Below are 13,937 nucleotides of genomic sequence, written 5' to 3'. Positions count from 1 at the left end.
AGACCCGGCTTCTAAGCTGATGGGCATGACCGCTGAGCAGCTGATCTCCTTCGCCCGTGGCGCTCCGTCGCTGGACATCGTCGACGTGGAGGGCCTCAAGGCCGCCGCCGCCCGTGCCTTCGACGCCGACCCGGCCGGCGTGACCGCCTACGGCACCTCTGTCGGCTACCTCCCGCTGCGCAAGTGGATCGCCGACAAGCACAACGTCTCCCCCGATCAGGTCATCGTGACGAACGGCTCGCTGCAGGCGGACGCGTTCCTCTTCGGCCACCTGGTCAAGGCGGGCGACGACGTGGTGGTGGAGAAGCCGACCTACGACCGGACCCTGCTCAACCTGCAGAACCTGGGCGCCAAGGTGCACCAGGTCACCGTCGAGGCGGACGGCATCGACGTCGAGGAGCTGCGCGCGCTGCTCGAGTCCGGGGTGCGGCCCAAGCTGGCGCACATCATCCCGAACTACCAGAACCCGGCCGGTGTCACGCTCTCCGCCGAGAAGCGGCAGGCGCTGCTCGCCCTGGCCGAGCAGTACGAGTTCATCATCTTCGAGGACGACCCGTACGTGGACATCCGGTTCCGCGGCGAGGCGCTGCCCTCGATGCTCTCGCAGGACACGAACAACCTGGTGGTGCACGCCTCCAGCTTCACCAAGACGGTCTGCCCCGGCGTCCGCGTCGGCTACCTGGTCGGCCCGGCCGCGCTGATCGACGCGATCGCGAAGAAGGCCACCAACCTCTACATCTCGCCGGGCATGGTGTCCGAGGCGATCGTGCACCAGTTCTGCGTCTCCGGCGACATCGAGAAGTCGGTCCGGACGGTCAGCGCCGCGCTGGGCGAACGGGCCCGGGTTCTGGCCGAGTCGATCCGCAAGCACATCCCCGGGGCCACGTTCACCGAGCCGGACGGCGGTTACTTCCTCTGGGTCGACCTGCCCGAGGACGTCGACGTCGACAGGCTCTTCCCGGCGGCCATGAAGAAGGGTGTCGCGGTCGTGAAGGGCAGCGACTTCCTGCTCGAGGGCGGCCGGCACTCGCTGCGCCTGGCCTACTCCGCGGTCACCGTCGACCAGATCGACGAGGGCGTGCGCCGGCTCGCCGACGCCATCGAAGAGGTGCGAAGCTGACAGCCGCTTCCCGTGCCGGCCGGAGGGTCGGCACGGGAACCTCCGGGTAGCCTCGATTGGTTTGGTGGTCCCCGGGGGAGGTTGAAGCTATGACGGAGAACCGTGCTCGCCCGCTCGGAAAGGCCCTCGCCGAGCGGATGCGAGGCTTTCTCACCAACGGGGAGCTCGCCGAGCCGAACGGTTCCCGCGTCCACACCACTACCTCGGTGGTCGACTGCGGCGTCTATGTCGGCGGAAAGCGCCTGCCGGGGGACTTCCGGCCCGACCGGGCCCTCGTGGAGGCCTGCCGGCAGGAGGGCGCCTTCGTCTGGCTCGGCCTGCACGAGCCGTCGGAGGCCGAGATGGCGGCCATCGCCCGCACCTACGGCCTGCACGAGCTGGCCGTGGAGGACGCGGTCAAGGCCGAGCAGCGGCCCAAGCTGGAGCAGTTCGGCGCGGTGCACTTCCTGGTCCTGCGCACCGCCCGCTACGTGCCGCACCAGGAGCTGACCGAGAGCCAGCAGGTGGTGGAGACCGGCCAGATGATGATCTTCATCGGGGAGCGGTTCGTCATCACCGTCCGGCACGGCGACGCCTCCGAGATGGCGCCGGTCCGCGCCGACCTGGAGGCGCAGCGTGCGGTGCTGCTGGAGCAGGGGCCGTGGGCGGTCGCCTACGCGGTGACCGACCGGGTCGTCGACCACTACCTCGAGGTGGCCGACCAGGTCGAGGCGGACCTGGACATCATCGAGGAGGGCGTCTTCTCGCGGGACAAGAGCGCCCCGATCCAGCAGGTCTACCAGCTGAAACGGGAGCTGGTGGAGTTCCGCCGGGCGGTGGTGCCGTTGCAGCGGCCGCTCGCCGCGATCACCGCGAGCCAGGGTGTGGTGCCCAAGGAGATCCGGCGCTACTTCCGCGACGTGCAGGACCACCTCACCCGCACCGTGGAGCAGGTGTCCTCCTACGACGACCTGCTCAACTCGATCCTGCAGGCACGGCTTGCCCAGGTGACGGTGGACCAGAACAACGACATGCGCAAGATCGCGTCCTGGGCGGCCATCGCCACGGTGTGGACCGCCTTTGCCGGCATCTACGGCATGAACTTCGACTACATGCCGGAGCTGGGCTGGAAGTACGGCTACCCGGCCCTGGTCGCCGTCCTCTCGGTGATCACCGTGCTGCTCTACCGGGCCCTGCGGCGCAACGGTTGGCTCTAAAGTGGCGTGATGCCGTCGCGTCAGGATGAGCTGCATTCGTATCAGTATTCGATGCAGCGCGTCGTCGCGGCGCTGGTCACGCACGATCCCGATCCGCCACGCTCGCCGATGCGCCGGGCCGGCCTCACCGCGCTGATCGGGGTGCTGATCGCCGCGCTCGGCCTGGGCGGCACCGCGGCGTACGGCATGGTCACCGGGCACACCATGACCGAGGCGACCGACGCCGACGCCGTGCTGCTGGAGAAGGGCACCGGCGCGCGCTACGTCTACCTGCCCGCCGACGGCCGCCTGCACCCGGTGCTGAACTACACCTCGGGCCTGCTCCTCGCCGGTGGCGCCCGCCCCGAGGTGAAGGCCGTGCGCGCCGACAAGCTGGCCAGGGTGCCGCTGGGCGAGCCGCTCGGCATCCCGGGCGCGCCGGACTCGCTGCCCACCGCCAAGAACCTGCTGGCCGGGGACTGGTCGGTCTGCTCCGAGACGGTGGCCGGCGGGCCGCGGAGCACCCTGCTGGTCGGAGCCGCCCCGTCCGGCGGCACGGATGCGGCGGAGCGAGGACTGCTGGTGCGCGACGAGGCCGGGCGCACCCATCTGGTGCACGGCAACCAGCGCTTCCTGCTGGCCGCGGAGCGGGTCGACGTGATCCAGCGGGCGCTCGGTTGGTACGGCCGGCGTCCATGGCCGGCCCCGGCGGCCTGGGTGGACGCGATCCCGGCCGGCCCCGATCTGGCCGCTCCGGTGATTCCCGGCGCCGGCCGGCCCTCGACGATCGCGGGGCGCCGCATCGGGCAGGTGGTCACCGACGGGAACCAGTTCGCGGTGGTGCTGCGGGACGGGATCGCCCCGGTGGGCGAGACACAGGCGAGACTGCTGGCGCCGGCGGCGGCGATCGGCGCGGCGTTCCGGCAGTTGCCCGGCTCGGCGACGCGGCTCGGCGACGGCGCGGGCCTACCGGCCCGGGTGCCCCGGCTCGCCGACGATCCGGCGCGGGCATGCGTCACCCTCGCGGGTGGCAACGCCGTCGTACGGCTGGACGCCGCTTTCCCGCCCGGTGCGGCACCAACCGGACCGACCCGCGTCGATCGTGTGCACGTGGCCCGTGGCCGGGGCGCGCTCGTGGTCGCGGCGGCCTCGCCGGGCGCCCCGGCGAGCACCGGCGCGGTGCACCTGGTCACCGACAGCGGCCGTCGCTATCCGCTGGTGGGCCGCGATCTGGCGGCCCGGCTCGGTTATCCGGACGTGTCACCCCGGCCGGTGCCGGCGCAACTCGTCGCGTACGTCCCGGCCGGCCCGGCCCTGGATCGGGGTCGGGCCGGACGACCGTGACAGCGGTCCCGCGTCGGGGTCAGACGCTGCCGGGCTTGCTCTTGTCGGCCACCGTGCCGTTGGACGTGGTGTAGACGGTCGGCTCGATCGGCTCGAACGCGGCGTCGTCGGCACCGGTCTGCGCCGAGGTCAGCGCCGGGTCGTACTCCTCCCACTGCGCGTCGCGGCGGCGACGTGCGAAGTAGGCGGCACCCAGGCCGACCGCGGTGCCGAGCAGCGCGTAACCGGCGAGCCGGCCACCGCGGCCCTTCTTGCGCCCGTACGCCTTCTCGGCCTTGCGCTCCAGCTTGCGCGCGGCCTTCTCCTGCTTCTTGAGCTGCCGCTTCGACTGCTTCTTGGTCGCCTTGCCGGTGTGCCGGACGCTCTCGCTGGCCGCGGTCACCAGCGGAGTGATCGCCGCGACCGTGCTCTCCCAGCTGTTCGAGGCGGCGTCCTTGGCCTTCGTGGCGGCCGGCTGGACGCGGTCCTTCGCGGCGTTGAACTTGGGGCCGACGGTCGCGCTGGTCTCCTGCGCCGCGAGCGACGCGGCACGCTTGAAGTGATCCATGCTCTGGTTGAGCTCGTTGCGCATGCGGTTACTACGACGCCGACGGCGGATCGTTGCGAACACCAGTGCCCACCTCCTGTGGTCTTCTCCCAGGCCATGTTGCCTTCTCGGGTACCCCCGCGCCGCCGGATCCACGACATGGGGGAGGATCCGAATTGCACGAGAACAGTCCCATCACCGCAGACGGGAGTACCCGTGGCAGAGAACATTTACGCCACCCTTCACACCAATCACGGCGCGATCCGCCTCCAGCTGTTCCCGGATCACGCTCCCGCGACCGTCCGCAACTTCGTGGAGCTGGCCGAGGGCACCAAGGAGTACAAGGACCCGCGCACCGGTCAGCCGGGCAAGGGGCCGTACTACGACGGCACCATCTCGCACCGGGTCATCGCCGGTTTCATGGTGCAGATGGGTGACCCCACCGGCACCGGCCGTGGCGGCCCGGGCTACCAGTTCGGCGACGAGTTCCACCCGGAGCTCTTCTTCGACCGTCCGTACCTGCTCGCCATGGCGAACGCCGGCCCGGGCACCAACGGCTCGCAGTTCTTCATCACGGTTGTGCCGACCCCGCACCTGAACCGGCGGCACACCATCTTCGGCCAGGTCGCTGACGAGCAGTCCGCGAAGGTCGTCGACGCGATCGCGAACACCCCGACCGGCCCGGGCGACCGGCCCCGCGAGGACGTCGTGATCGAGCGCGTGGAGATCGAGCGTTCCTGACCGATGACGGTACCTTTGGTGCCATGAGTGAGGCTCCCTCGACCGCATCGGTGTGCTATCGGCATCCGGACCGAGAGACCATGCTCCGGTGCAGCCGCTGCGATCGTCCGATCTGCACGAGCTGCATGAACGACGCCGTGGTCGGCCACCACTGCCCGGACTGTGTCAAAGAGGGACGCCGCAGCCAGCGGCCGGCGCGCACCGCCTTCGGCGGTAGTCGCGCCGGCCAGCTCGGCTATGTGACGACCGCGATCGTCGCGATCAACGCGCTCGTCATGATCGCCTCCGCCGTGGTGGGCGGGCCGCGGGCGATCGCCGGCAGCGGGTTCCTCGGCCTGCTCGGCACCGGCACGCCGCTGACCGACGCGGGCGAGGTGCTCGGTTACGCGACCTACGGCGGCGAGATCCACGGTGTCGCCGAAGGCGAGTGGTACCGGCTGGTCACCGCCATGTTCCTGCACTACGGCGCGGTCCACCTGCTGCTCAACATGATGCTGGTGGCCCAGCTCGGGCGATACCTCGAGGCGCAGCTCGGCCCGCTCCGGTTCGCCGCGCTCTACCTGCTCGCCGGTTTCGGCGGCAACGTCGCGGCCTACGTCTTCCAGGCGCCGAACCAGCCCTCCGCGGGCGCCTCCACCGCCACGTTCGGCCTGATCGCGGCGGTGCTGGTGGTCAACCGGCGGCTGCTGCGCGACCCCGGCCCGATCCTCTCGCTGCTGGTCACGAACCTGATCTTCACGTTCACGATCCCGTTCATCTCGATCGCCGGGCACCTCGGTGGTCTGGCGATCGGCGGGGCGACGGTCGCCGCCCTGGCCTATCCCCGGCTGCCGCGCCGCAGCCTGAAACAGGCCCTGGGCTGCACCGCGATCCTCCTGCTGCTGATCGCCGCGGCGGTCGTGCGCACCCAGAACCTCTTCACCTAGCGGGTCGCGGCACCGCGCAGCTCACCGAGCCGGGCGGCCACGTCCTCCGGCAGCGCGCCGAGGTCGTGCGCCCCGAACTGGTAGATCGCGTCGCCGGCGTCGACCTCCAGGAGCTCGCTGCGCAGTCCACGGCGCACGGTGCGCTCCACCCGTACCCTCTCGATCTGCGGCCAGGGGAGATGCCGGCGGCGAGCGAGGCCGGTGAGAACGGTGACGCCGGCGGCGTCAGCCGCCAGGCGGACCGGGAAGAAAAGATCGCGCAGCGCCCACGCGAGCAGGCCGGCGGCGACGACACCGCCGAGCACCCAGCGCACCGGATCGCCTTCGGCGAACGCGGCGGCGAGCACCAGGATGGCGACGGCACCCATCAACTTCGAGATCGGTACGACCGGACGAACACGCCACTGCATGCCGTCAACTATGGCAGCCGTCCCGTGTAATTCGATATTCAGCGGCGCCGCCCCGCCTCCTCCTCGTTCATCCCCCGTTAAACATCACATGGACGTGTTCTCAAGTACGTTCCACACCGCTGCCGAAGCCGGGTCGGTCTCCCTCCCGACGGCGAACCGGCACCTGTCGATCTTCAAGAACTGCGTGGACCAGGACGACCCCGCGGTCCTGGTGGCCCGCTGCACCCGCTCCGGGCCGCTGTCGGCCGGCTGCCACCTGCTGCTGACCGAGCGCCGGCTGGTGGTCATCCGCCAGACCTGGCCGCTGCGGCGGCTACGGCTGCACCTGATCGCCAACCTGCGGCACCTGTGCAACGTGAACTGGCGCCTCGACCTCGCCAAACCGGCCGTGGAACTGTCCGCGACCGCGATGGACGGCGAACGCGAACGGTTCCGGATGCGGCTGGGCAGCACCGACGCGGTCTGGCGGGCCGAGGAACTGCTGCAGCGGGTTTTCGAGGGGCGGCGCGGCGAGCAAGTAGCCGTCGCGGGACGGGCGTCGCGGCGCCCGGCACCCGCGGTCGCCCTGGCCTGATCCGTCAGCCACCCAGGAAGTCGCTGATCGAGCGGCGCAGCCCGGCCGCGTCGAGCCCGTGCTCGCGGGCGTGGTCGTGCCGGCTGCCGTACCGTCGCACCTCGTTGCGGCCGACGCCGAGGTACCGGGCGCGGTGCGGGACACCGCTCAGCGCCTCGCCCACCAGCCGGGCCGACGTGCCGGCCAGGTACGGCTCGACCAGCACCACCTCGCCCCCCGCCAGCGCACGGAGACCGTCGGTGTCGAACGGCCGCGGGGTGTTGGTGTAGGCGACCGTCACGTCGAGATCCCGGGTCGCCTCCAGCACCGGGTCGAGCATCGGGCCCACCGCCACGACCAGCGGTCCGCCGCGCCTGAGCACGCGCAGCTTCGCGCCGTCCGGGTGGGCTCGCGTGTTCTCCTGCGCGGAGAGCCGGATGTAGACCCGGTCGTCGTGGCGGGCGGCGTTGCGCAGCAGCGGGGCCACCTCGTCGCGGTGGCCCGGCACGTGCACGGTCCAGCCTTCCAGGGTGTCGAGCAGTGCCACGTCACCCGGGGACTGGTGGGTGTAGCCCTCCTCGGCGGCGTCGTACGAGGCGCCGATGCTGACCAGCACCGCGCCCACGTCCTGGTGCGCGAAGTCGAGCTTGATCTGCTCGTAGGCCCGGTCCACCAGGAACGGCGCGTACGAGTGCAGGATCGGCCGCAGGCCGGTCAGCGCGAGCCCGCCGCCGACCCCGGCCATGAGTTGCTCCCGGATGCCCACGTTGATGACGCGCTCCGGGTGCCGCTGCTGCGCGGCGGTGAACGAGGCGGCGGAGATGTCCGCGAGCACCAGTGCGGTCCGCGGATCCTCGTCCAGCAGGGCGGTGGTGGTGGTGATGAAGGTTTCCCGCATGGCAGGGCCTCACTTCGTCTCGACGGCGGCGACGACCAGGTGCGGCCGGCCGGTGATGCGCAGGGCTCGTTCGATCTCGTCGTGGTCGCGCCCGTTCACCACGGACACGCTCCACCCCGGGAAGCGCGCCGGAATGCCACCGGGCCAGCCGTGCGTCGACGACTGGTTGTCGATCACGATGGCGGTGAGCGGCAGCCGGACCGCGGCCGCATAGGCGATCGCCTCGTGGTTCGAGCCCTCGTCCAGCTCCGCGTCGCCGAGCAGCACGAACGTCCGGGTGTCCAGGAAGCCTTGGGCGCGCAGCCCGAGCACGGTGCCGACAGCCAGGCCGAGCCCGTGGCCGAGTGATCCGGTCCCGACCTCGACGCCCGGGATGAGCACCCGGTCGGGGTGGTGCCCGAGCCGGCTGTCCCAGCCGCCGAGGTCGTCGAGCCACTCCTCGGGGATGAAGCCCTTGGCGGCCAGCACCGCGTAGTAGGCCGCCGGGCCGTGGCCCTTGGAGAGCAGGAAACGATCGCGGTCCGGCTCGTCGACGGTCTCCGGTGTGTTTCGCAACACACGGTCGTAGAGAACCCAGAGGACGTCCAGTGTGGAATGCGCGCTGGGCGCGTGTTTCTCGTCGCCGGTGATCCGGCTGAGCAGATGGTGTAGCGGGTGTCTCGGTGCGGCGATTACTGTCATGCGCCTAGGCTGCAACTTAAAGTTCACTTCAGCTCAAGGGGTGTCCGAAATGGAGACGCTGACCATCGGCGACCTGTCCGCCCGCAGCGGCGTGGCGCCCTCGGCGCTGCGCTTCTACGAGCGGGAAGGCCTGATCCACGCCACCCGCACCAGCGGCAACCAGCGGCGTTACGAGCGGGCCGAGCTGCGCCGGGTGGCCTTCATCAAGATCGCTCAGCAGGTCGGGGTGTCGTTGGAGGAGATCCGCACCGCGCTGGCCTCACTGCCGGAGAACCGGACACCGACGAAGGCCGACTGGTCCCGCCTCTCCGCGCACTGGCGGCACAAGCTGCAGGAGCGCATCACCGTGCTGGAGCGCCTCCGCGACCAGCTCACCGGCTGCATCGGCTGCGGTTGCCTCTCCCTGCAACGCTGCAAGCTCGTCAACCCGGCCGACCAGCTGGCCACCCGCGGCGCCGGCCCTCAGATGATCCTCAACCCGCCGGACTGAGCGGTGTTCGTGCACCGTGGCACGGCCGCACCGACGTCGCTCGGTTGAGTGACCCGGTCAGGGCATATTCGCGGGTAGATTGTTCGACTCGGGGCTCGTGCTGCGCATCCGGCGCACGCGTCAGATCTGGTCGATCAGCCGGCGCTCAGCGCCGTGCTCGATCACCTGCTCCGGAACGCGCCGCGGGCCGGCTCCGGCTCGTCGGCCGGTCGCCGGCACTCGCCCGGCTTCTCGAACGGCACGGTGCCGGTCAGCCCGCCGGCACTGCCTGAGCGAAACGCCGCTGAGTGTGCGAAGAGGAATCCCGCATGACCGACTTCCATCATCCAGCTCTGCTGTACTGCCGAGACGCGGAGTACGTCGCGGGCGTCACCGCGTTCGTCCGCTCCGCCGTGAACGACGACAACCCGGTCCTGATCGCGGTCCCCGGGGCGAACCTGGACCTGTTGCGCGCAGCCCTGACCGACCTCGGTGACCGTGTCGACTTCGCGGACATGGCGGTGGCCGGCCGCAACCCGGGCCGGATCCTGCCCAGCGTGCTGCTCAGGTTCGCGGCCGAGCATCCGGGCCGCCGGGTGTCGATCGTCGGGGAGCCGATCTGGCGGGACCGGACCCCGATGGAATACCCCGCCTGCGCCGTGCACGAGGCGCTGATCAACGCGGCGTTCGCCGGCCGGGACGCGGCCATCCTGTGCCCCTACGACGTGGGGCAACTCGACCCGTCGGTGATCGCGGACGCCTGGTCCACCCATCCGACGATGATCGAGGACGGCGCCCTGCGCGACAGCCACCGATACGCCGACCCGGTCGCGACGGCCGCGGCCCTCAACCGGCCCATCCCGCCACCCCCGGCCGAGGCGGAATCGCTGGTGTACGAGAAGACGGTCGCGGCCGTCCGCTGCTTCGTGCGGCGGCACGCTGCCGCGCATCTGCCCGAGGACCGTGCGGAGGAGCTGGTGCTTGCCGCGAGCGAGGTGGCCGCCAACACGGTCGAGCACACCTCAGGCCGGGGCCGGGTCACCGTCTGGACCGAGCCTGGCCTCATCGCCTGCCACTTCGAGGACTCCGGCCACCTGACCGACCCGCTCGCCGGCCGCGTCGCGCCGGCGGACATCCGCCATCGCGGTTACGGCCTGGTCCTGACGAACGAACTCTGCGACCTGGTGCGGATCCACTCGAGCCCGTCCGGCACGACCGTTCGGCTGCACAAGCTGCGCTGAACGGCCCGCGGCCGCGGTGTCGGAAAGTGATCGCGCGGAGGGCGTGGGATTCGAACCCACGAAGAGTTTCCCCTTACCGGTTTTCAAGACCGGCGCCATCGGCCACTAGGCGAGCCCTCCCGTAGTGCCGCTCCAGTCTGCCACCCGCCGGATGTTTATGTCGTACCGGTGGGGCAGAGTCGAATGCATGCACGCGATCGTGATCGAGGACAAGCAGCTGGTGTGGGCCGAGGTGCCGGATCCGGAGGCCGCCGAGGGTGAGGTCGTGGTCGATGTCACCGCGACGGCGGTCAACCGGGCCGACGTGCTGCAACGGCAGGGGTTCTATCCGCCACCACCGGGCGCGCCGGAGTTCCCGGGGCTGGAGTGCTCCGGTGTGATCAGCGCGGTCGGGCCCGGGGTCACCGGGCACCATGTGGGTGAGCGCGTCTGCGCGCTGCTCGCCGGCGGGGGCTATGCCGAGCGGGTCGCGGTGCCGGCCGGGCAGCTGCTGCCGGTTCCCACCGGTCTGTCGCTGGTCGAGTCGGCCGCACTGCCCGAGGTGGCCTGCACCGTCTGGTCCAACGTGGTGGACCGTGACCGCCTGCGGTCCGGCGAGACCCTGCTGGTGCACGGCGGCGGCAGCGGGATCGGCACGTTCGCGATCCAGCTGGGCGTCGCGCTGGGGGCGACCGTGCTGGTCACCGCCCGCGAGGAGAAACATGAGCGGCTGCGCGCGCTGGGCGCCGCGCTGACGATCGATTACCGGAGCCAGGATTTCGTCCACGAGGTGCTGGAGCACACCGGTGGGCGCGGCGCCGACGTGGTGCTGGACATCATGGGGGCGAAATATCTGGCTCGCAACATCGAGGCGCTGGCGCCGGAGGGGCGGATCACCGTCATCGGCATGCAGGGTGGGCGGTCCGCCGAGCTCGACCTGGGCAAGCTGATGGCGAAACGGGGACGGATCTCGTCGACCTCGCTGCGCGCCCGCCCGGTGGCCGACAAGGCACGGATCGCCGCGGGCGTGCGGGACCAGGTGTGGCCGCTGGTCGCCGCCGGTTTCGTGAAACCCGTCATCCACACGGCCTTCCCGATGGCGGAGGCGGCTGCGGCGCACGAGCTTCTGGAGTCGAGCGATCACCTCGGCAAGATTCTGCTGCTGAGCTGATCACCCGTATGAGGGAACAGTCGCGGAGGTATATGCCCGATACAGCCGGATATGCGGCGAGTCGCGGGGGTGTTCGGCGGCATCGAACCCAGCATGGACGGACGGCGCGGCCGGATTCCGGTCGCGCCCCGTGAGTTTGACTGTTGGGGGACACCGTGACCTACACACCGCATCGTTCCGCGCCCACCCGTGCCGTGGCGTCGCACGACGACAGCGCGGAGGCCCGGTCACTGCGCTGGAAGATCCGGATCTGGATCGCCGGTGGCGCCGTCATGGCGCTCGCCCTGATCGGTTTCGGGATCTGGGCGGTGGCGACCGCTGAGCACCGCCCGGCGGTTCTCGGCCGTCAGGTGCCGAACGGCGCGGTGGCCGGAAACTTCGAATTCGCCGTGACGTCACTGCGGTGCGGAGTGGCGTCGGTCGGCCCGGAAGGCCTGGAACAGCGGGCCGGCGGGCAATTCTGTCTTCTCGGTGTGACGGTGAAGAACACCGGGAGCGAACCGGAGCTGTTCGACAGTGGCGCGCAGCGGGTCTACGACACCAACGGGGTAGCCTACGCCGTCGCCGATCAGGCCGCGGTGTTTCTGAACGATCGCAGCCCGACACTGCTCAACGAGATCCCTCCGGGTGACACCGTGGCCGGTGTCCTCCCCTTCGACGTGCCGACCGACGCGCAGCTCACCGAGGTGTCCGTGCACGGTGCGATGTCCACACCGGGCGTACGCATGACGCTGCCACCCGTTCAGTGATTCGTCGCCTTTATCTTTTCGAGATCGGGGGATCAATTACGTGAATCCCGCCCCGGCGCATTAGATCTTGTGTTGGCATGGTCCACGGAATACGCACGGTTGTCCGGGTTCCCATTGCCCACCTTCGACGGCGGCAAAGCGTGGCAGCAGCATCGTCCACGCACGGATGGGATTCGCGCGAGTGCCCCGGGCCTATTTCGGAGGCAACACTGCACGGTACGTCGACGCGCCGTGTGTTGACCGCCGGCGCCATTGCGCTGGCTGTCATCGCACCGGCTCTGGAACCGGTCGAGCACGCCGCGGAGGCCGTCACCATGCCCCCGCGGGCCCTGCCGGCCACACCGGAGCCGCCCGCTCTCCCGTTGCGCGAGGAGATCCAGGAACGACAGTTCCTGCTTCGGGACCACAAATCGGAGATTCCGCTTCGCGCGAGCCTTCAGGAACGGGAGACGGCCAGCCAGCGCGCGTCCCGCTCGATTCCGCGCCGCCCGGCCGTACGCCCGGTGACGCGGGTGCGCCCGGTGGTGGCGCCGGCGTCGCGGCGGCCGGTCCGGCTCAACAATCGGCCGGCCGCGCGGATCGCCGAACGGCCCGCCGCCCGCATCGCCGAACGCCCGGCGCAGCGCCGGGTGGTCGTGCACCAGAAGCGGACGAGCGTGTCCAAGCGCGGTTCCGTCGCGGTCCGCACGACCACGCGGAGCACCGCGGTGCGGCGTCTGCGGACCAATCCGGGCCGGGGCATGAACGCGGTGATCGCCTTCGCCCGGTCCCAGGTCGGCAAGCGTTACGTACGCGGCGGCGAGGGGCCCGGCGGGTTCGACTGCTCGGGCTTCACCAAGCGGGCGTACGCGCGGGCCGGTCTGCGCCTGCCGCACTCGTCCGGCGCTCAGGCCCGCCGTGCCCGGACCGTCTCCCGTGCCCAGGCCCGCCCCGGCGATCTGGTGGTCGGTCCCGGCCACGTGGGGATCTACATGGGCCGCGGCATGATGATCGACGCCGGCAACCACCGCACCGGGGTGGTCTACCGCAAGCTCTACCGCGGCCTCCGGGTGGCGCGGCTGTAGGACGCACACCCGCGGACAGCAGTAGGCACCCGTCGCATGACGGGTGCCCACTCGCTGACCGTCGTTCCGACGGCCGATCGCAACCGGGCGCGGGGATCTCGGCCGCACACACCCGGTCGGATGTCTGACAGAAGCATTACCGACGAGCGCCCTTCCCACGCGCACCACCTGTGCGTTTACCCGTTCGAGTGACGGCGGGTCGCAATCGGGACGAAAGGCGACGGTTACGTCAGCCGGTTAGTCTCGGCGCATCGTGGGAAAACCTGATCAGTTACTCACCACGCCGCCGGAGGCCAACCATGAGTCTTGATCGTGCCCTGGCTCCCGACCCGTACGATCTCCTGCCGCCGGTCCCGTCGTTCACGGTGACCAGCGCGGACGTGACGGACGGGCAGCCGCTCGACGAGCTTTTCGTGCACACCAGTGTGGGCGGGAAGAATCTCTCGCCGCAGTTGTCCTGGTCGGGGTTCCCCGACGAGACCCGGGGGTTCGTGGTCACCTGCTTCGACCCGGACGCGCCGACGGGCAGCGGGTTCTGGCACTGGGTGCTGGTCAACCTGCCGGTCACGGTCACCGACCTGGACCGCGGCGTCGACCCGCTGCCGGACGGGGCGTTCTGCGTGCGCAACGATTACGGCGAGCGCAACTACGGCGGCTCGGCGCCGCCGCCCGGAGACCGCCCGCATCGGTACGTCTTCGCGGTGCACGCGATCGACGTCGACCGGCTCGAGGTGACCCCGGACGCCTCCCCGGCGTATGTCGGCTTCAACCTCGCCTTCCACACCCTGGCCCGGGCGACCATCCGCCCCACCTTCCAGGTCCGCGGCTGACACCTGGGTGACGTTCGGGCGCGCTCCGCGCCCGAACTCCCGTGTGAGGTTGTGGTGCGC

At 70.6% G+C, this 13,937-nt stretch carries 16 protein-coding genes and 1 tRNA gene; 12 read left to right on the top strand and 5 right to left on the bottom strand.

Annotated elements, in window-relative coordinates:
* Window positions 1-25 precede the first annotated feature (25 nt).
* The 3 genes from AB0F81_RS00800 to eccB all read left to right on the top strand — a co-directional run bounded on the left by AB0F81_RS00800 (window position 26) and on the right by eccB (window position 3,639).
* Window positions 26-1,120 (top strand): PLP-dependent aminotransferase family protein, encoded by a 1,095-nt coding sequence (locus AB0F81_RS00800; protein WP_360188854.1) that lies wholly within the window; start codon window positions 26-28, stop codon window positions 1,118-1,120.
* A gap of 89 nt (window positions 1,121-1,209) precedes the next feature.
* On the top strand, window positions 1,210-2,316 hold the full coding sequence (locus AB0F81_RS00795; RefSeq protein ID WP_360188851.1) for a magnesium and cobalt transport protein CorA: 1,107 nt from the start codon (window positions 1,210-1,212) through the stop codon (window positions 2,314-2,316).
* A 9-nt stretch (window positions 2,317-2,325) separates the two neighbouring features.
* Entirely contained in the window at window positions 2,326-3,639 is a 1,314-nt protein-coding gene (gene eccB / locus AB0F81_RS00790) for a type VII secretion protein EccB (RefSeq protein ID WP_360188849.1), read from the top strand.
* 19 nt (window positions 3,640-3,658) lie between these two features.
* Here the strand turns inward: eccB and AB0F81_RS00785 are convergent, their stop codons facing one another.
* On the bottom strand, window positions 3,659-4,210 hold the full coding sequence (locus AB0F81_RS00785; protein WP_360188847.1) for a hypothetical protein: 552 nt from the start codon (window positions 4,208-4,210) through the stop codon (window positions 3,659-3,661).
* Window positions 4,211-4,381: 171 nt separating this feature from the next.
* On the opposite strand from AB0F81_RS00785, the gene AB0F81_RS00780 reads away from it, so the two are divergent.
* Window positions 4,382-4,906, top strand: a complete 525-nt coding sequence (locus AB0F81_RS00780) for a peptidylprolyl isomerase (protein WP_360188844.1) — start codon at window positions 4,382-4,384, stop codon at window positions 4,904-4,906.
* Between the two features lie 23 nt (window positions 4,907-4,929).
* Window positions 4,930-5,832: a rhomboid family intramembrane serine protease gene (locus AB0F81_RS00775; RefSeq protein WP_360188841.1), complete on the top strand. Its 903-nt coding sequence runs from the start codon at window positions 4,930-4,932 to the stop codon at window positions 5,830-5,832.
* Here AB0F81_RS00775 and AB0F81_RS00770 read toward each other — a convergent pair.
* Window positions 5,829-6,242 (bottom strand): PH domain-containing protein, encoded by a 414-nt coding sequence (locus tag AB0F81_RS00770; RefSeq protein ID WP_360188838.1) that lies wholly within the window; start codon window positions 6,240-6,242, stop codon window positions 5,829-5,831. The two genes, AB0F81_RS00775 and AB0F81_RS00770, sit on opposite strands and share 4 nt — an antisense overlap.
* A gap of 88 nt (window positions 6,243-6,330) precedes the next feature.
* Between AB0F81_RS00770 and AB0F81_RS00765 the strand changes: the two genes are divergently transcribed.
* The gene (locus AB0F81_RS00765; RefSeq protein WP_360188835.1) at window positions 6,331-6,816 is read left to right on the top strand and encodes a hypothetical protein; all 486 of its coding nucleotides are present in this window, start codon (window positions 6,331-6,333) and stop codon (window positions 6,814-6,816) included.
* Between the two features lie 4 nt (window positions 6,817-6,820).
* On the opposite strand, the gene AB0F81_RS00760 is transcribed toward AB0F81_RS00765, so the two are convergent.
* Together AB0F81_RS00760 and AB0F81_RS00755 are read right to left on the bottom strand one after the other, a co-directional pair.
* On the bottom strand, window positions 6,821-7,693 hold the full coding sequence (locus AB0F81_RS00760) for a transketolase (RefSeq protein ID WP_360188833.1): 873 nt from the start codon (window positions 7,691-7,693) through the stop codon (window positions 6,821-6,823).
* Between the two features lie 9 nt (window positions 7,694-7,702).
* Window positions 7,703-8,374: a transketolase gene (locus AB0F81_RS00755; RefSeq protein WP_360188831.1), complete on the bottom strand. Its 672-nt coding sequence runs from the start codon at window positions 8,372-8,374 to the stop codon at window positions 7,703-7,705.
* 49 nt (window positions 8,375-8,423) lie between these two features.
* Here AB0F81_RS00755 and soxR point away from each other — a divergent pair, with 49 nt between their 5' ends.
* Together soxR and AB0F81_RS00745 are read left to right on the top strand one after the other, a co-directional pair.
* Window positions 8,424-8,864 carry a redox-sensitive transcriptional activator SoxR gene (gene soxR / locus AB0F81_RS00750; RefSeq protein WP_360188828.1) on the top strand — a complete coding sequence of 147 codons (441 nt, stop codon included), beginning with the start codon at window positions 8,424-8,426 and terminating at the stop codon, window positions 8,862-8,864.
* A 308-nt stretch (window positions 8,865-9,172) separates the two neighbouring features.
* Window positions 9,173-10,084: a sensor histidine kinase gene (locus AB0F81_RS00745; RefSeq protein ID WP_360188825.1), complete on the top strand. Its 912-nt coding sequence runs from the start codon at window positions 9,173-9,175 to the stop codon at window positions 10,082-10,084.
* 35 nt (window positions 10,085-10,119) lie between these two features.
* Here AB0F81_RS00745 and AB0F81_RS00740 read toward each other — a convergent pair.
* Window positions 10,120-10,204, bottom strand: a tRNA-Ser gene (locus tag AB0F81_RS00740).
* A gap of 67 nt (window positions 10,205-10,271) precedes the next feature.
* On the opposite strand from AB0F81_RS00740, the gene AB0F81_RS00735 reads away from it, so the two are divergent.
* The 4 genes from AB0F81_RS00735 (at window position 10,272) to AB0F81_RS00720 (ending at window position 13,877) form a co-directional block, all read left to right on the top strand.
* Window positions 10,272-11,234 carry an NAD(P)H-quinone oxidoreductase gene (locus tag AB0F81_RS00735; RefSeq protein WP_360188823.1) on the top strand — a complete coding sequence of 321 codons (963 nt, stop codon included), beginning with the start codon at window positions 10,272-10,274 and terminating at the stop codon, window positions 11,232-11,234.
* Between the two features lie 155 nt (window positions 11,235-11,389).
* Window positions 11,390-11,983 (top strand): DUF4352 domain-containing protein, encoded by a 594-nt coding sequence (locus tag AB0F81_RS00730; protein ID WP_360188820.1) that lies wholly within the window; start codon window positions 11,390-11,392, stop codon window positions 11,981-11,983.
* Window positions 11,984-12,219: 236 nt separating this feature from the next.
* Window positions 12,220-13,047 (top strand): NlpC/P60 family protein, encoded by an 828-nt coding sequence (locus AB0F81_RS00725; RefSeq protein WP_360188817.1) that lies wholly within the window; start codon window positions 12,220-12,222, stop codon window positions 13,045-13,047.
* A 299-nt stretch (window positions 13,048-13,346) separates the two neighbouring features.
* Entirely contained in the window at window positions 13,347-13,877 is a 531-nt protein-coding gene (locus AB0F81_RS00720; RefSeq protein ID WP_360188814.1) for a YbhB/YbcL family Raf kinase inhibitor-like protein, read from the top strand.
* Window positions 13,878-13,937 lie beyond the last annotated feature (60 nt).

The organism is Actinoplanes sp. NPDC024001, from assembly GCF_040638955.1.
Lineage (GTDB): Bacteria > Actinomycetota > Actinomycetes > Mycobacteriales > Micromonosporaceae > Actinoplanes.
Note: the sequence above shows the minus strand (reverse complement) of the source record. Positions and strands in the feature narration are given on the sequence as shown.